16 protein-coding genes are annotated in these 17,362 nt (G+C 73.3%); 6 read left to right on the forward strand and 10 right to left on the reverse strand.

Going from position 1 to position 17,362, the window contains the following annotated elements:
• Window positions 1–683 precede the first annotated feature (683 nt).
• The 6 genes from STSP_RS10875 to STSP_RS10900 all read left to right on the forward strand — a co-directional run bounded on the left by STSP_RS10875 (window position 684) and on the right by STSP_RS10900 (window position 7,955).
• Complete coding sequence (locus STSP_RS10875; protein ID WP_078067064.1) at window positions 684–1,931, forward strand: ADP-ribosylglycohydrolase family protein; 1,248 nt, start codon at window positions 684–686, stop codon at window positions 1,929–1,931.
• Between the two features lie 61 nt (window positions 1,932–1,992).
• Window positions 1,993–3,141, forward strand: a complete 1,149-nt coding sequence (locus STSP_RS10880; protein ID WP_232789585.1) for an ADP-ribosylglycohydrolase family protein — start codon at window positions 1,993–1,995, stop codon at window positions 3,139–3,141.
• A complete protein-coding gene (locus STSP_RS10885; RefSeq protein WP_078067066.1) occupies window positions 3,138–4,799 on the forward strand; it encodes an ADP-ribosylglycohydrolase family protein in 1,662 nt (553 codons plus the stop codon). Before STSP_RS10880 ends, STSP_RS10885 begins: the two co-directional genes overlap by 4 nt.
• Window positions 4,796–5,740 carry a ribokinase gene (gene rbsK, locus STSP_RS10890; protein WP_078067067.1) on the forward strand — a complete coding sequence of 315 codons (945 nt, stop codon included), beginning with the start codon at window positions 4,796–4,798 and terminating at the stop codon, window positions 5,738–5,740. Before STSP_RS10885 ends, rbsK begins: the two co-directional genes overlap by 4 nt.
• A 41-nt stretch (window positions 5,741–5,781) precedes the next feature.
• On the forward strand, window positions 5,782–6,993 hold the full coding sequence (locus tag STSP_RS10895) for a CaiB/BaiF CoA transferase family protein (RefSeq protein ID WP_067275426.1): 1,212 nt from the start codon (window positions 5,782–5,784) through the stop codon (window positions 6,991–6,993).
• Between the two features lie 5 nt (window positions 6,994–6,998).
• Window positions 6,999–7,955 (forward strand): HpcH/HpaI aldolase/citrate lyase family protein, encoded by a 957-nt coding sequence (locus tag STSP_RS10900; protein ID WP_408646259.1) that lies wholly within the window; start codon window positions 6,999–7,001, stop codon window positions 7,953–7,955.
• Window positions 7,956–8,180: 225 nt separating this feature from the next.
• Here STSP_RS10900 and lgt read toward each other — a convergent pair whose 3' ends face one another.
• The 10 genes from lgt to STSP_RS10945 form a co-directional block, all read right to left on the reverse strand.
• Entirely contained in the window at window positions 8,181–9,212 is a 1,032-nt protein-coding gene (lgt, locus tag STSP_RS10905) for a prolipoprotein diacylglyceryl transferase (RefSeq protein ID WP_067275347.1), read from the reverse strand.
• 88 nt (window positions 9,213–9,300) lie between these two features.
• A complete protein-coding gene (locus tag STSP_RS10910; protein ID WP_067275348.1) occupies window positions 9,301–10,080 on the reverse strand; it encodes a DsbA family protein in 780 nt (259 codons plus the stop codon).
• Between the two features lie 154 nt (window positions 10,081–10,234).
• Entirely contained in the window at window positions 10,235–11,053 is an 819-nt protein-coding gene (gene trpA, locus STSP_RS10915) for a tryptophan synthase subunit alpha (RefSeq protein WP_067275430.1), read from the reverse strand.
• 14 nt (window positions 11,054–11,067) lie between these two features.
• Window positions 11,068–12,381, reverse strand: coding sequence for a tryptophan synthase subunit beta (gene trpB, locus STSP_RS10920; RefSeq protein ID WP_067275349.1), 1,314 nt, complete (start codon window positions 12,379–12,381; stop codon window positions 11,068–11,070).
• Window positions 12,382–12,618: 237 nt separating this feature from the next.
• On the reverse strand, window positions 12,619–12,894 hold the full coding sequence (gene trpM / locus STSP_RS40950) for a tryptophan biosynthesis modulator TrpM (RefSeq protein WP_078067068.1): 276 nt from the start codon (window positions 12,892–12,894) through the stop codon (window positions 12,619–12,621).
• Window positions 12,895–12,901: 7 nt separating this feature from the next.
• On the reverse strand, window positions 12,902–13,711 hold the full coding sequence (gene trpC / locus STSP_RS10925; protein WP_067275352.1) for an indole-3-glycerol phosphate synthase TrpC: 810 nt from the start codon (window positions 13,709–13,711) through the stop codon (window positions 12,902–12,904).
• Window positions 13,712–13,866: 155 nt separating this feature from the next.
• The gene (locus tag STSP_RS10930; protein ID WP_067275432.1) at window positions 13,867–14,298 is read right to left on the reverse strand and encodes a DUF2752 domain-containing protein; all 432 of its coding nucleotides are present in this window, start codon (window positions 14,296–14,298) and stop codon (window positions 13,867–13,869) included.
• 315 nt (window positions 14,299–14,613) lie between these two features.
• Entirely contained in the window at window positions 14,614–14,844 is a 231-nt protein-coding gene (locus tag STSP_RS10935; RefSeq protein ID WP_067275354.1) for an HGxxPAAW family protein, read from the reverse strand.
• A gap of 246 nt (window positions 14,845–15,090) precedes the next feature.
• Window positions 15,091–15,747, reverse strand: a complete 657-nt coding sequence (locus STSP_RS10940) for a TIGR02234 family membrane protein (protein ID WP_067275356.1) — start codon at window positions 15,745–15,747, stop codon at window positions 15,091–15,093.
• A gap of 121 nt (window positions 15,748–15,868) precedes the next feature.
• Window positions 15,869–17,362, reverse strand: a complete 1,494-nt coding sequence (locus STSP_RS10945; protein WP_067275359.1) for an anthranilate synthase component I — start codon at window positions 17,360–17,362, stop codon at window positions 15,869–15,871.

A 17,362-nucleotide genomic window follows, 5' to 3' on the forward strand; every position in this document is an offset into this window, starting at 1 on the left:
GGATCGGGGTCTGGGCCGGGATCGGGGTCTGGGCCGGGGTCTGGGCCGGGATCAGGGTCTGGGCCGGGGCCGCGTGGCCCCCACCGCCGGCCTGATCCCCACCGGCCCGCTGATCCGCACTGCGATCCCGGCAGCCCGGTGGCGGACGGCAGCCCGGTGGACACGGGCGGGCCCGACGAGGGGGCGGCTCCGTGACCGACATGGACGTACCGGCCGGGCCCAGAGGCCGCCACCAGCCGCCCGAGGGCGACACGCGCCACGCAGGCCCGACGCAGGCGACGCCGGAAGCCGACGGCTACGTGCCCGACGGCGAGGCCGCGTCCCCCGGCGGGCCGGTGGGCCCACGCCGGGCCCCGGCCGACCCGGCGCCTCGGGCAGGACGTGCGCCGGCCACGCGGGGAGCGGACGGCCGCGGGCGGAGGAGGAAGGAGTCCGGGCACGCCACGGACGGACGCACCCCGACGGCTTACGGCAAGACGAACACCACGGACAGATACGTGCTGGCAGCTGACGGCTACGTGCCTCCGGTCGATGAGTACGCACCTCCGGCCGACGAGTACGCACCTCCAGCGGCCGATCACGCATCCCCAGCCGACGAGCACGCGCCTCCAGCGGATGCGTACGCACCTCCAGCGGATAAGCACGCCCTTGACACGGCCCCCGTAGCGCCGGAGGCCCCCGCCATGCCCGGCGGGAACGCTGCGGCTGCGCGGCCCGCCTCAGCAGCCCGCGCCCCAGTAAGCAGCGCCCCCGTAAGCACCGCCGCAGGCGCCGCCGAAGCAGGCGACGCCCACGAAGCGGGCCGCGCCCGGCCCCCCGTCCGGCGTATCGAAGGGCTCCTGCTCGGGCTGGCCGCTGGGGACGCCGCCGGGTGGCCGGCCGCGCGGCACCGGGCCGCCCGGATGCCCGAATGGACGCGGCGGCTCACCCGGGAGCTGGACACGTTCGCCGAGGAGAACGCGACCACCACGCTGCCCGTCCCCATCGCGCTCAACCAGCCCCCGGAGCCTCTGCGCCTCGGCCCGTCCGACGACGCGGAGTGGGCCGCGTTCGCCGCCGGGGCCCTGCTGTGCGCGGCCGACAGCAGCGCCCTCGGCGACCTCGGCCGGGGGCGCCGGATGCGCGCCGCGATCGACCTGTCCTGGAACACCCTCGCCGGAGAGGTCGCCGCCGCCGCGGACCGCGCCCCCGAGGTCGAGTCGGCCGTCCTCCAGCTGCGCGCCCGCATCTCCGTACGGGCCGGTCTCGGCAACCTCGCCACCGGCCTGCGCCCGCCGGCCACGGGCCACGACAACCCGCACTACTTCGACGACGCCGCCTGCGTACGCGCCTGCGTACTCGCCGTCGCCCACCCCGGCGACCCGGAGGAGGCCGCGGACCTCGCCGAGTTCGACGCCCGCTACACCCAGGACGGCGACGGCGTGCACGGCGCCCGCGCCATGGCCGCCGCTGTCGCCGCCGCGCTCGGCGGCGCGGACGTCGACATCTGCGTGGCCGCGGCGCTCGCCCAGCTGCCCGAACCCACAGAGATCGGCCGCAACGCACGCCACGCCCTGACACTGGCCCACACCGCCGACAGCGCCTTCGGCCTCGTCCCGCTCCTCGAGCACCAGATCGTCGACCACGTCTACAGCTACGGCATCGCGGCCGCCGAGACCGTCCCCGTCGCCCTCGCCCTCGTGACCGCCGCCCGCGGCCGACTGCAGGAGGCCGTGCCCGCGGCCGCGTGCCTGTCGCGCGTCGCCGACTCGGCCCCCGCCCTCGCGGGCGCCCTGGCCGGCGCGCTCGGCGGGGGCGACGCCGTGCCCCCCGCCTGGCGCGACGCCTGCCGCACCCTGCCCGGCTGCGCCCTCCCCCGCCTCACCGGCACCGACCTCGTGGAACTCGCCGAACACCTCGCACACACGGAATCGACCACCACAGAGGGATGATTCACACATGCGGGACATTCAGGATGTAACCGACTGCGTAACCGACGGCGTGTCCGACGCCGTGACCGATGGCGTAACCCTGGAGGAGAGGATCGCCGACTGCCTCGTCGGCGCCGCCGTCGGCGACGCGCTCGGCGGCCCCGTCGAGGGCTACTCGCCCGAACAGATCGTGGAGCGCCACGGCAGCCGCGTGCAGGGCGTCGTCGGCCCCTGGCACGGCGACGACTGGCGCACCGCCCGCCCCATCGCCCCGTACCACAAGGGCGACGGGCACGTCACCGACGACACCTTGATGACGCACGCGCTGGTACGCGTCTACGCCACCGTCCGCGACCATCTCGACGCCTACGCGGTGGCCGAGCACCTGGTCCCCGAACTGATCAGCCGTCCGGTGTGGATCCCGGAACTGGAGTCGGAGGCCCTCCCCCTCCAGCGGATCTTCCTCGCCGAGAAATGGCTGGTGGCGCGGCTCCACTACGGCCATGTGGATCCGCGCGAGGCGGGCACCGGCAACATCGTCAACTGCGGTGCGGCGATGTACATGGCCCCGGTCGGCCTGGTCAACGCGGCCGATCCGCGGGGCGCGTACGCGGAGGCGATCGACGTCGCCGGTGCGCACCAGTCGTCGTACGGGCGGGAGGCGGCAGGTGTCTTCGCCGCCGCCGTGGCCGCGGCCTGCCGGCCCGGCGCGACGCCCGCGTCGGTCGTCGACGCCTGCCTCGCCCTCGCGAAGGACGGCACGCGCGCCGCGATCGAGGCGGTCTGCGAAGCGGCCTCCCGCCACACGGAGTTCGAGTCCGCGCTGACGCCGCTGCGCGCCGCGGTCGAGCCGTACGACACGGTCGGCCCCGACTACCGCGCGCCCTCGCTCGGCGCCCGCCGCCCGTCCCGGCTGCACGCCATCGAGGAGCTGCCGATCGCGTTGGGCATGCTCGTCGTGGCGGCCGGCGACTACCGCCACGCCGTCCTCGGTTCCGTCAACTACGGCCGCGACTGCGACTCGATCGCCACGATGGCGGGCGCACTCGCGGGCGCCCTGGGCTCAGAGGTCCCGGACGAGTGGGCGAAGGCGGTGGCCGACGCGAGCCGCCTCGACCTGCACGCACCGGCACGGACACTCGCCGAGGTGACCCGCGAGGTCTTCGCCCGCGACGTACGCCGCCGCCGAGCCCACGAGGCCGCGTTCGCAGAGATGGCGGGCCTCCGATGACGGGCCCGCCCCGGGAGCCGACCAGGCCTGCGCCGCCTTCCGAACCGGACGAGCACCCGGCGCTGCGCCTCACCTGGGTCCAGCCCGAGGACCTCCTCGGCCACGAACTGCGACAGGCCGCGGAGGACGGCCGCGACGCGACGGCCATCGCGGAGCGCTGGCGATCAGCGGGCGGCCCGGAGTCCCCGCCCCGCGCGGGCGCGTCCGCGAACCCGGCCTCCACCCACCTGCGCACACTCGCGGAGCAACTCCTCACCGAACTTGCCGCAATTCCCACACGGTTGGCGGCAACGGAACCAACGGACATCGACGCCATCAGGGCCCTGTGCCCGAACTGGCCCACGGCCGCCGCACCGCGCTGTGGGCAGTCGTTCCGCTGGGGCGGAACGGGTGGGCACAGCGGACCTCAGCCCCTCACACGGGGGCCTGGGGGCACGCCCCCAGTTGCGGGAAGGGGCGGGCTTGGGGAAGAAAACCCCCCACCGCCAGCCGACACCACCCTCCTCCCCCGCCTGGAAGCCGCCTGGCTGGGCAGAGCGGCCGGCTGCCTCCGGGGCAAGCCGGTCGAGAAACTCCCCCTGCAAGGCATCCGCGCCCTCGCCCAAGCCACCGGCAACTGGCCCCTGACCACCTGGTTCACAGCCCAGGGCGTCCCCGACGCCCTCACCCGCACCCACCCCTGGAACCGCCGCTCCGCACCAACCTCCCTCGCCGAGAACATTGACGGCATGCCGGAGGACGACGACCTCAACTACCCCCTGCTGGGCCTCCTGTTGCTCCAGCGCCACGGCCCCGCCTTCACCACCACGGACGTGGCCCGGCTCTGGCTCGACGAACTCCCCGCGGGCCGCACGTTCACCGCGGAGCGCATCGCGTACCGCAATCTCCTCGACGGCATCGAGCCGCCGCTCACGGCCCGCCACCGCAACCCGTTCCGGGAGTGGATCGGCGCCCTCATCCGCGCCGACGTGCACGGCTGGACGAACCCGGGCGACCCGGCCGCCGCGGCCGCGCAGGCGCACCGCGACGCGGTGCTCACGCACACCGCGAACGGCGTGTACGGCGCGATGTTCGCCGCAGCCGCGATCGCAGAGGCGGCGGGCGGACGGAGCGACGTCCACCAGTGCCTGCGCGCCGGGCTCACCGTCGTACCGGCGGACTCCCGCCTGGCCCGCGCCGTACGCCACGGCATTCAACTCGCCCACGGCGGGGGGGACTTCGACAGGGTGGTCGACGAGCTGCACGCCGCCTACGGCACGTACCACTGGGTGCACGTCATCCCCAACGCCGCCCTGCTCGCCGCCGCGCTCACGCACGCCGACGGCGACTTCACCGGCTCCATCTGCCGTGCGGTGTCCGGCGGCTGGGACACCGACTCGAACGGCGCGACCGCCGGTTCGATCGCCGGGCTGCTCGCGGGCCGTCCGGACGCGCTGCCCGAGCGCTGGACGGCCCCGCTCAAGAACCGCCTCGCCACGTCCGTCGCCGGCTTCGACGGAATCGGCTTCGACACCCTCGCCGAGCTCACCCACGCCCAAGTCACCTACGCCCAGGCCACTCACACCCAGGCCACCCACGCCAAGGTCACTCACGGTCAGCTCAACGACTCCCAGCTCACCCACGCCCGCGTCACCTACCGGGAGGCACACCACCCATGACCCAGATCGTCGTGTTCGGCAGCGCGAACATGGACCTCGTCGCGTACGTCGCGAAGGCCCCGCAGCGTGGAGAGACCGTCACGGGCCGCGAGTTCCGTACGCTCCCCGGCGGCAAGGGCGCCAACCAGGCCGTGGCCGCAGCCCGCGCGGGCGGCACGGTGTCGATGATCGGTGCGGTGGGCGCCGACGCCTACGGCACCCAGCTGCGGGCCACGCTCGAACACTCGGGCGTGGACACCGACCTGCTGCGCACCGCGGAGGGCCCGTCCGGCACCGCGCACATCGTCGTCGACGACGAGGGCGGCAACGCCATCGTCGTCATCCCCGGCGCCAACGGCACCCTCACGGGCCTCGCCCCCGGCGACGAGGCCGTCCTGGCCCTCGCCGACATGCTGCTGCTGCAACTGGAGATCCCCTTGGAGGGCGTGCTCGCCGCGGCCGAGGCCGCGCACCGGCACGGCGTACGCACCGTCCTCACGCCCTCGCCCGTCCAGCCCCTGCCGCCCGGGCTCCTCGCCGCCACCGACCTCCTCGTACCGAACGAGCACGAGGCCGCCGCGCTCACCGGCGTCACCGACCCGTACGAGGCGGCCGACGCCCTCCTCAAGCAGGTGCCGGAAGTGGTGGTCACGCTGGGTTCGGCCGGTTGTCTCTACGCGGCACGGGGCGCCGAGAAGATCACCGTCCCTGCTCCGCACGTGACAGCCGTGGACTCGACCGGCGCGGGCGACGAGTTCGTCGGCTCCCTTGCCGTGGCCCTGGGTGAGAGCAGGCCGATGCCCGAGGCGCTGGCCTGGGCGTCGTCCGCGGCCGCGCTCTCGGTGCAGCGGCCCGGAGCGTCGGCCGCCATGCCCTGCCGCGGCGAGATCGACGAACTGGCCCTGCACGAGGAGCAGGAGCAGCATGAGCAGCAGGACAAGCAGGGCGAGCACCTCTCATGAACAGCCCAGCGAACACCTCAGCAGAGCAGTCGGCGGCCGGCATGCGGCAGCCCGCCACCGCAGGATCCCAGCCGCCCCTCACCGGCCTCCGCGTACTCGACATCGCGACCCTCTTCGCCGGGCCGCTCGCCGCAACCCTGCTCGGCGACTTCGGCGCCGAGGTGATCAAGATCGAGCATCCCCGCAGGCCCGATCCGTCCCGCGGCCACGGCCCCTCGAAGGACGGCGTCGGCCTGTGGTGGAAGCTGCTCGGCCGCAACAAGCGCACGATGACCGCCGACCTGTCCACGGCGGGCGGCCGCGAGACGCTCCTGCGCCTGGCCGCCACCGCCGATGTCATCGTCGAGAACTTCCGCCCGGGCACGCTGGAGCGCTGGGGCCTGGGCTGGGAGGAGCTGTCGGCGGTCAATCCGCGGCTGGTCCTGGCGCGGGTCACGGGCTTCGGCCAGTTCGGCCCGTACGCGCACCAGCCGTGTTTCGGCACCCTCGCGGAGGCCCTGAGCGGCTTCGCCGCCGTGACCGGCGACCCGGACGGACCGCCGACGCTACCGCCGTTCGGCCTCGCCGACTCGATCGCGGGCATCACGACGGCGTACGCGGTGATGACGGCGCTGCGCGCCCGCGACCGCACCGGCCGCGGTCAGATCGTCGACATGGCGATCATCGAACCGATCCTGACGGTCGTCGGCCCGCAGCCGCTCTGGTACGACCAGCTGGGCCACGTACAGCCCCGGACCGGCAACCGGTCGGCGAACAACGCGCCGCGCAACACGTACCGCACGGCCGACGATCACTGGGTCGCCGTCTCCACATCGGCGCAGTCCATCGCGGAACGCGTGATGCACCTGGTCGGACGGCCCGAGCTGATCTCCGAGCCCTGGTTCGCGACGGGCGCGGACCGGGCCCGCCACGCCGACGTGCTCGACGACGCGGTCGGCTCGTGGATCGCCCGGCACACCCGCGCCGAGGTACTCGATGCCTTCGCCAAGGCCGAGGCGGCCGTCGCTCCCGTCCAGGACGTACGCGACATCATGGGCGACCCGCAGTACGCGGCCCGCGACGCGCTCACGACCGTCGACGACCCCGAACTCGGCCCGCTGCGTATGCAGAACGTCCTCTTCCGCCTCACCGAGACCCCCGGCGGCATCCGCTGGGCGGGCCGGCCGCACGGCGCGGACACGGACGCCCTCCTGACGGAACTGGGCCTCACGGAAGAGGAGATCGAGACCCTGCGCTCGGAGGGTGCCGTATGAACGGCATGGACGGCATGCACCACACGGAGGGCATGCACCGCATGGACGGCATGCACCGCATGGAGGGCGCGCACGGCAGCAGCGGCAGGCCGGGGACCGGCGGCTGGCCGGGAACCGGCGTCCTGCCCACCTCCCCGCCCCCGCTGACCTGGCTGTACGCGCCCGGAGACCGGCCGGAGGTGGCGGCGAAGGCGCTCGCCTCCGGCGCCGACGTCGTCGTGATCGACCTGGAGGACGCGGTGGCCGCGCACCGCAAGGAGTACGCGCGCGCGGCCACCGCCGAACTGCTGTCCGAGCGGCCGCCCGTCCCGGTCCACGTCCGGGTCAACGCGCTGGACAGCCCGCTGGCCGAGGCCGACATCCGTGCCGTCGCCGCCCTCCCCGGCCTCTCCGGGCTGCGGCTGCCGAAGATCACGTCCCCGGACGAAGTTGTGCGTGTCGCGGAACTCGCCGCGCCCGCGGAGGGCGGCGCCCTTCCGCTCTACGCCCTCCTGGAGTCCGCCCTAGGCGTGGAGCGCGCCTTCGCCGTGGCGAGCGCCCACCCGGCGCTGCGCGGCATCGCACTCGGCGAGGCCGATCTGCGCGCGGATCTGGGCGTGCGGGACGACGCCGGGCTCGACTGGGCGCGCGGCAGGATCGTGCTGGCGGCGCGCGCGGCGGGGCTCGCACCGCCCGCCCAGTCCGTGTACCCGGACGTACGCGACATCGAGGGACTCATGGCCTCCTGCGCCCACGGCCGCGCGCTGGGGTTCCTCGGCCGCATGGCGATCCACCCGCGCCAGCTGCCGGTGATCAAGCGGGCCTACCTTCCGTCCCCGGCGGAGATCGCGTCCGCGGAAGAGATTCTCAAGAGCGCCACGTCGGACTCCGGGGCCCTCGCCCTCCCGGACGGCCGCTTCGTCGATCCGGCGATCGTGGCCTGCGCCCACCGCACGCTGGCGCTGGCGCAGCACGCGGGCTGAGTGCGGACTGAGGGTCCGCACACTCGTCCTCGATGGCCTTGCGAACCGCCTCGGCGATCGGGGTGCATCCGGTGAGCTCCCTGATCCCGCGTCGTCGGCCCCCTCCCCCGTGTGGACCTTGTCGTGCCCGGAACGCATGCGACGGGGCCACCGGACATCTCGTCCGGCGGCCCCGTGTGCGTACTCGGTGGGTACCGGCTGCGCAGCCGGCGTGCTCCCGGCCCGTCAGCTCTTCTTGGCCGACCCGGCCTCGTCCTTGTCCTCAGCGGAGCCCGACGGCTCGGGTACGGCGGTGTCCTCGGCGGACTCCGACGCTTCGTCGGAGCCAGTGGGAGCATCGCCGGCCTTGTCTCCGAGAGCGGCCTTCTCACCCTCGGCGGCCTTGTCACCCTCGGCGGAGCCGCTCTCCTCGGTGGCCTTCTCGCCCTCGTCGGAGCCCTCGGCACCCGGCTCCACGACCTCCTCGCGCCCCGGCCGCCGCTTCGCCGAGACGACGATGTAGATCACCGCGAGCAGGAAGACGAGCAGCGCGGTCCAGTTGTTGAGCCGCAGACCGAGGATGTGGTGCGCCTCGTCGACGCGCATGTACTCGATCCAGAAGCGGCCGGTGCAGTACGCGGCGACGTAGAGCGCGAAGGCCCGTCCGTGCCCGAGCTTGAAGCGCCGGTCGGCCCAGATCACGAGCAGCGCGACGCCGATGCACCACAGCGACTCGTAGAGGAACGTGGGGTGGTACGTGCCGGGGATCCGTCCGTCCTCGGACGACGTGATCTCCACCGCCCACGGCACGTCGGTGGCACGACCGTAGAGCTCCTGGTTGAACCAGTTGCCCCAGCGGCCGATCGCCTGGGCGAAGGCGATGCCCGGCGCGACCGCGTCGGCGTACGCCGGAAGGGGGATGCCCCGCCGCCGGCAGCCGATCCACGCGCCGAGCGCGCCGAGGGCGATGGCGCCCCAGATGCCGAGGCCGCCCTCCCAGACCTTGAAGGCGTTGACCCAGTCGCGGCCCTCGCTGAAGTACAGCTCGTAGTCCGTGATCACGTGGTAGAGCCGGCCGCCGACCAGGCCGAAGGGCACCGCCCACACGGCGATGTCGGCCACGGTGCCGGACTGGCCGCCCCGGGCGATCCACCGCTTGTTGCCGAGCCAGACGGCCACGAAGACACCGATGATGATGCAGAACGCGTAGCCGCGCAGCGGAATGGGGCCGAGGTACAGCACACCGCGCGACGGGCTGGGAATGAAGGCAAGGTCCATGGCAGGGTCGACGCTACCGTGCCGGACGGGAGACACGGCAACCCGCCCGGCTACGGCTCCATAACACCGGTCGTATGACCGGTCCGCCTCAGGCCTTGGCGGCGTCCTCGACCATCTGCTTCAGCTTCTGCGGCGTGAGCGGGTTCTGGGGGTCCCCGTACACCTTCTTGCCGTTGAGCAGGACGGTCGGGGTGCCCCCGAGGTTTGCGGCCTCGAAGGCCTCGTTCGACTTGGCGACCCAGCTGTTGTGGGTGCCGTCGTTCACACACTTCTCGAACGTGGGCGTGACCAGCCCATCCACCTTGCCCGCCAGCTCGATCAGCTTGCTGTTCTCGGCGAAGGCGTCGTCCGTTTCCTCGGGCTGGTTCTCGAAGAGCACGTCGTGGTACGCGGTGAACTTGCCGGCGTCCTGGGAGCAGGCCGCGGCGTTGGCCGCGCGCAGGGAGCCGCTGCCGCCCATGTTCTTGTCGATGAGCGTGGCCAGGCGGTACTCGACGCGGAGCTGGCCCGCCTCGGTCAGCTCATGGATCGTCGAACGGTACTGGTCCTCGAAGTTCTTGCAGGCCGGGCAGCGGAAGTCCTCCCAGACCGTGAGCGTCGACTTGGCGGTGTCCTGCCCGACGGGGATCACCAGGCTGTCCTGCCCGGACGCGCCGGTGGGCGCCGCGACGGGGCCCGAGGTGTCGGGCTTGTCCTCGCCGGTATTGGCGGCGATCACGCCGATCACGGCGGCCAGTGCCAGCACGCACGCCACGGTCGCCCCGACGATCAGCGTCCGGCGCCGCCTCTCCCGCGCCTTCTCACGCTCTCGCTCGGCCGCGATCCGCTCGCGTGCGTTGCGCTTTCCCTCACGGTTCTTGTCACTCACACCCCGCCAAACGAACCGGGGAGGCACGAGCGTGCCTCCCCGGTCCCAGGTCCACCCATACGAGTTATGCACCCTTAGGGGCGATTCGCACGGATCACCTCGTACGGGTCACCAGCCGGGGTGACTGGTGGGGTGCGGTACTCGCGGGTTCGGGTTACGCGTTTCGGCGTCGCACGCCCTCCGCGAGGGCGCTCGCCAGCGCGCGGACCGCCTCGACGCCCGCCGCGTCGTCCTCCGCGTCCAGCATCCGCTTGACGAACGCGGAGCCGACGATGACGCCGTCGGCGAAGCCCGCGACCTCGGTGGCCTGCTCGGCGTTCGAGACGCCGAGGCCGACACAGACGGGCAGGTCGGTGGTGGCACGGGTACGCCGTACGAGGTCCTGCGCCTGTGCGCCGACGGACTCCCGGGTGCCCGTCACGCCCATGAGCGAGGCCGCGTAGACGAACCCGGAACCGGCCGCGGTGATCTTCGCGAGCCGCTCGTCCTTGCTGCTCGGCGCGACGACGAAGACCGTGGCGAGGCCGTGCTTCTCGGCGTGCTCCCTCCAGGTCGCCGACTCCTGCACCGGCAGGTCGGGCAGGATGCAGCCCGCGCCGCCCGCCTCGGCGAGCTCGGCGGTGAACCGCTCGATGCCGTAGCGGTCGATCGGGTTCCAGTACGTCATGACGAGCACCGGCTTGCCCGTGGCCTCGTACGCCTCGCGGACCGTGCGCATCACGTCCGCGATCTTGACCCCGCCGCGCAGGGCGATGTCGTCCGCGGTCTGGATGACGGGCCCGTCGAGGACGGGGTCGCTGTGCGGCAGCCCGACCTCGACGACGTCGGCTCCGCCGTCGAAGGCGGCCTTGATCGCCTCGATGCCGCCGTCCACGGTCGGGAATCCGGCCGGGAGGTAGGCGATGAGGGCGGCCCGGCCCTCGGCCTTGGCGGCCGCGAGGGTGTCGCTCAGCAGTTGGCGCTTTCCACCGATGAATGCAGCCCCGCTCACTTCGCGTCCCCCCGAATCTCGGCGACCCCGCCGTTCGCGTCCGCCTCGACGGCCGCGTCGACCGCCGCCTGGTCCTTGACCTCGTTCCGGTCGTACAGCCCGAAGTACCGGGCGGCAGTGTCCATGTCCTTGTCGCCGCGCCCGGACAGGTTGACGATGATCAGCCCGTCCTTGCCCAGCTCCCTGCCGACCTCGAGGGCCCCGGCGAGCGCGTGGGCGCTCTCGATGGCCGGGATGATGCCCTCGGTCTTCGACAGCAGCCGCAGGGCCTGCATCGCGGCGTCGTCGGTGACGGCGCGGTACTCGCCACGCCCGCTGTCCTTGAGGTACGCGTGCTCGGGCCCGATGCCCGGGTAGTCGAGCCCGGCCGAGATCGAGTACGGCTCGGTGATCTGGCCTTCCTCGTCCTGCAGGACGTACGACCGGGAGCCGTGCAGGATGCCGGGCTCGCCCGCGGTGAGGGTGGCCGCGTGCTCACCGGTGTCGATGCCGTGACCTGCGGGTTCGCAGCCGATGAGGCGTACGGACTCATCGGGGATGAAGGCGTGGAAGAGGCCGATGGCGTTGGAGCCGCCGCCGACGCAGGCGATCGCGGCGTCGGGCAGCCGCCCGGCCCGCTCCAGGATCTGGCGGCGGGCCTCCACGCCGATGACGCGGTGGAAGTCGCGCACCATGGCGGGGAACGGGTGCGGTCCGGCCACGGTCCCGAAGAGGTAGTGGGTGTGGTCGACGTTGGCGACCCAGTCGCGGAAGGCCTCGTTGATGGCGTCCTTCAGCGTCCGGGAGCCGGACTTCACGGCGATGACCTCGGCGCCCAGCATGCGCATGCGGGCGACGTTGAGGGCCTGGCGCTGGGTGTCGATTTCACCCATGTAGATGGTGCACTCGAGGCCGAACAGCGCGCAGGCGGTGGCCGTCGCGACGCCGTGCTGGCCGGCGCCGGTCTCGGCGATGACGCGGGTCTTGCCCATGCGCTTGGTGAGCAGGGCCTGACCGAGCACGTTGTTGATCTTGTGGGAGCCGGTGTGGTTCAGGTCCTCGCGCTTGAGGAAGACGCGGGCACCACCGGCGTGCTCGGCGAACCGGGGCACCTCCGTGAGGGCACTGGGCCGGCCGGTGTAGTTGACGAGCAGGTCGTCCAGCTCGCGCGCGAACTCCGGGTCGGACTTCGCCTTCTCGTACTCCACGGCGACCTCGTCCACGGCGGCGACCAGCGCCTCCGGGATGAACTTGCCGCCGAACGCGCCGAAGTACCCCTCGGCGCTGGGGACCTGACCCTCCGGGTCGGGAATGAAGAACTCGCTGGGCATGCGAACCTCGCTGGGGCGTTGCGCCCCGTCTCTCGGGTTGACGATGGTCACGGTAGCGCTGCCGCGCGCCTGGGCGTCCGCCGGTTCCGCCGCGGTTCCGCCCGCCTGTGGGCAGTCGTTCCTCCCCCAGTGCCTTAAGGGCCTGGGAGGTGCCCCCAGGGGCGGAACGGGTGGGCACAGGCGGAACCCGACGACGTCGGCCCGTTCCGCCCTGCGGAACGCCTGCCCACAACGGGGTCAGGCGGCGGGGCCGAGCCCCGCACGGACGCGCGCGGCGTGCTCGCGCCATCGCATCCCGTTGACCTGCCCGGGCTCGTCCCCGATCACATAGCGCACGCGCCGCCCGTGCACCCGCCGGGCCGGCGCCCGGCACCCGCGCGGCCGGCAGCCGCGGGCAAGGCGGGCGTACGGGTCCCGGGGCGCCCCCCCACCCCCGCCCGGCCGCGCGCAGACGGCGGCACCGGCCGAGCGGAGGCTCGTCCGGTGCCGGGCTGCGAGGCGGCCGCGGGTCATGGCGGGGTCAGCCCCTGCCGTGCCGCAGCGCGGGATGCGTCCCCGCGGCGACGAGGTCGGCGACCGCCGTCTTCGGGTCCTTGCCGGTGACCAGGGACTCACCGACCAGGACGGCGTCGGCCCCGGCGTTGGCGTAGGCGATCAGGTCGTGCGGCCCGCGGACACCGGACTCGGCGACCTTGACGATCGAGTCGGGGATCTCGGGTGCGACACGCTCGAAGGTCGACCTGTCGACCTCGAGCGTCTTGAGGTTGCGCGCGTTGATGCCGATGACGCGCGCACCCGCGTCGAGCGCCCGCTCGGCCTCGTCCTCGTCGTGCACCTCGACGAGGGGCGTGAGCCCGATGGACTCGGCGCGCTCGATCAGCGACTCGAGAGCGGGCTGGTCCAGGGCCGCGACGATCAGCAGCGCGAGGTCGGCGCCGTACGCCCGGGCCTCCCACAGCTGGTACGACGTGACGATGAAGTCCTTGCGGAGCACCGGGATCTCGACCCGGGCTCGGACGGCCTCGAGGTCGGCGAGCGATCCGCCGAAGCGGCGCTGCTCGGTCAGGACGGAGATGACGGCCGCGCCGCCCGCCTCGTAGTCGGCGGCGAGCCCGGCCGGGTCGGCGATCGCGGCGAGCGCGCCCTTCGACGGGCTGGAGCGCTTGACCTCGCAGATCACCTTGACGCCGTCGCCTCGCAGCGCGGCGACTCCGTCCTTGGCCTGAGGAGCCTTTGCCGCACGCTCCTTGAGCTCGTCGAGGGTGACGCGCGCCTGCCGCTCCGCGAGGTCGGCACGGACTCCGTCGATGATCTCGTCGAGCACACTCACGCGAGCGGCCCCCTTCCTGACGGTTGCGGCAGCACTGAAGCTGTTCGAACTGACGCACCGGCATTCCGATGGTCACTTGCGATGGTATCCGTAGGAGGGCCATGGCCCCGCATCCGGCGGACCTTGGTCCCACTACCTGGACATTCGCTAGTTGATCAAGGGTGCAGCCAGCCACCGAAGGGCAGATTCCGGACGACGGTGAACGCGAGGACCAGCACGCCCAACGCCCAGAGGTGCGCCGGACGGGGATCGATCCGCAGCGGGCGCCCCCGAGCCGCCCTGACGGCCCAGACCACCCACAGCACCGCGAAGAGCACATAGCCGGCGACGGCCAGCGCGTTGTCCTGCACCGCGGCCGCGAAGTCGCCGTGCACGAAGGCGTGCGCACTGCGCAGCCCACCGCAGCCGGGGCAGTAGATGCCGGTGAACCGGAGCAGCGGGCAGACCGGATAGTGCCCGGGCTCATTGGGGTCGACCACTCCGACGTAGGCGAAGGCGGCGGCAACGGAAACGAGCACACCGCCGGGCACGAGCAGACGCTGGATGGCGGCGCCCGACGAAGGGCCCGGGCCGGGGACGTCGGGGATGGGGGTGGCCGGGGCCGGGGTCTGGCGACCGGCCGCGGCCGCGTGGCTGGGCGCACCTGCGTGACCGGGCACGTCCACGTGACCCGGCACGTCCACCTGGCCGGGTGTGAACGCCGCGCGGTCGGTCGGCGCTGTGCTCCGGGGTTCGGGATTCACGCGGGCATTCTCCCCCGGAGGCACACGCTCCGCCCGCCGACGGCACCGTCGCCGGTACGCGAAGGAGGCGGCACCGTCGTCGACACGTCGAAGGAGGCGGCGCCGGCCTCGGACCGGTGCCGCCTCCTTCGGCGTGGAGAATCGGGGAGCGCGCGAGCGTCAGCTCTCGGACTGCACGGCCTGCGGCTGCGGCCGCTTCTGGCCCAGGCCGGCCATGCTCATGGCGCCGCCGACGATCGCGCCGACGGCGATGATCACCATGCCGGCCCAGAAGCCCAGCGGGTTCGCCATGACCATGAAGGTACCCGCGACGCAGAAACCGATGAAGGCGATGATGACACCGGTCCACGCGGCCGGGGTGTGTCCGTGTCCGTGGCTGCTGCCCGCCATTGCTGTGCTCCTCGTTGCTCTCGTTGCTGTGTGCGCGATACGCGGCTGTGTGCGTGACGTGCTACGCGGTGGTGAGCCGGACGCTCAGCACCCATTCTTCCGTACTCGCACGTATGCCCGAGCGGCGGGGGTCCCGGGTCGCCAGGCCCGAAGACCCAGGGGCTCAGGGACTTCCGGGCCACGAGATCCGAACCCAGGCCATCGCAGTCGGGCCCGAGCAAGCGGGTCCGTTCCCGGGTCCCGGGTTCACACCTCGCGGGTCGGGTCCTCGCCGCGGTCGAGGGCCTTCCACAGGTCCTCGGGCCGGTCGGGGTCGACGACCGGGGCCTTACGGGGACGGGGCGTGCCGTCGCGCTCGTACCGCCCGGACATGGCGGGCCAGCCGCGTCCATAGCGCAGCGCGAGCAGCCCCGCAAGGAGGAGGAGTGCGCCGCCCGCGGCCGCCACGTACGGCCAAGCGGTGTGGGTGAGTGCGCCGACGGTGGCGGCGGTGTTGCCGGCGGCCTCGGCGGCCTTCTCGTCCAGTACGGAGCTGTCGCCGGCGCCGAGCACGGCCGCGGCGACGGTGCCGGCTCCGGAGAGCGCGAGGAGGGCGGAGACGAGCACGCGTCCCGCACGGCGCACCGCGAAGACCGCGACGAGGGCGGCGAGGCCCACTATCGCGAGCGCGGCCGGCACTCCGGTGACGTCGCTGCCCTTGGCCGTCAGCGGGAAGTCGCCACCCGCCACGGAGGCCGTCCCCCCGGCCCACTCCTGCCGGGAGGCCAGCAGCACGACAGCCGCGCCGACGGCACCCAGCAGCAGGGCGGCTGCGAGGCTGCGGCGGCCGCCGCGGGGGGCGGAGGTCGCGGACGCCCCTTCACGGCCTTCGCGACGGGGCTGGGGAACTGCTGCAGAAGTCACCCGTCCACTATCCCCCACGCCCCTCGGTGCCCGACGGGGCGGGGTGCCGGCCCCCGCCCCGCGCTCGGAACCCAACGCCCCGCGCCCGGGCTCAGCCACCAGCCCCCGAAATCGCTGATCGCTACGACCCCGCCGTGCCCAGCCGGTTCGCCGTGTGGACCGCCCGCAGCACCGCCGCCGCCTTGTTGCGGCACTCCGTGTCCTCGGCGACCGGGTCGGAGTCGGCGACGATGCCGGCGCCCGCCTGGACGTACGCCGTGCCGTCCCGCAGCAGGGCGGTGCGGATGGCGATGGCCGTGTCGGAGTCGCCGGCGAAGTCGAGGTAGCCGACGCAGCCGCCGTAGAGTCCGCGGCGCGCGGGCTCGAGCTCGTCGATGATCTGCATCGCGCGGGGCTTGGGCGCGCCCGACAGGGTGCCCGCGGGGAAGCAGGCCGTCAGGACGTCGAAGGCCGTGCGCCCCTCCGCGACCCGCCCGGTGACCGTCGACACGATGTGCATCACGTGCGAGTACCGCTCGATGGACATGAAGTCGACGACCTCCACCGAGCCGGGCTCGCACACGCGGCCGAGGTCATTGCGGCCGAGGTCGACGAGCATCAGGTGCTCGGCACGCTCCTTGGGGTCGGCGAGCAGCTCGTCCGCGAGCGCCTGGTCCTCCTTCGGCGTGGCGCCGCGCGGCCGGGTTCCGGCGATCGGGTGCACCATCGCCCGCCCGTCCTCGACCTTCACCAGGGCCTCCGGGCTGGACCCGACGACGTCAAAGCTGTCGAAGCGGAAGAGGTACATGTACGGCGACGGGTTGGTCGCCCGCAGCACGCGGTAGACGTCCAACGCGCTTGCCGTGCACGGGGTTTCGAACCGCTGCGAGGGTACGACCTGGAAGGCCTCGCCCGCGCGGATGCGCTCCTTGATGTCCTCGACGGCGTCCTCGAAGTCCGGGCCGCCCCACTGCGCGGTGTATTCCGGCAGCTCGGACGGCGGGAGCGCCGCCGGGGGCTGGGCGATCGGCCGGGAGAGGTCCGCCTCCATGGCGTCGAGGCGGGCCACCGCGTCCGCGTAGGCCTCGTCGACGCCCGTGTCGAGGTCGTTGTGGTTGATCGCGTTGGCGATGAGCATGACGGTGCCGTCCCAGTGGTCCAGGACGGCAAGGTCGCTGGTGAGCAGCATGGTCAGCTCGGGGAGCTGCAGGTCGTCGTGCTCGCCGGGGCCGATCTTCTCCAGGCGCCGCACGATGTCGTACCCGAGGTAGCCGACCATGCCGCCCGTGAACGGCGGCATCCCGGCGCCCAGGTCGTGCGGCGTGTGCAGCGCCTCGACGGTGGCGCGCAGGGCGGCGAGCGGGTCGCCGTCGACCGGCACGCCGACCGGCGGGGCGCCGAGCCAGTGCGCCTGCCCGTCGCGCTCGGTGAGCGTCGCCGCGCTGCGCACGCCCACGAAGGAGTAGCGGGACCAGGAGCGGCCGTTCTCCGCGGACTCCAGCAGGAAGGTGCCGGGGCGCTCGGCGGCGAGCTTGCGGTAGAGCCCGACGGGGGTGTCGCCGTCCGCGAGCAGCTTGCGGCTGACGGGGATCACGCGGCGGTCGGTGGCCAGCTTGCGGAACGTCTCGAGGTCCAT

The sequence above is a fragment of the Streptomyces jeddahensis genome, from assembly GCF_001642995.1.
Lineage (GTDB): Bacteria > Actinomycetota > Actinomycetes > Streptomycetales > Streptomycetaceae > Streptomyces > Streptomyces jeddahensis.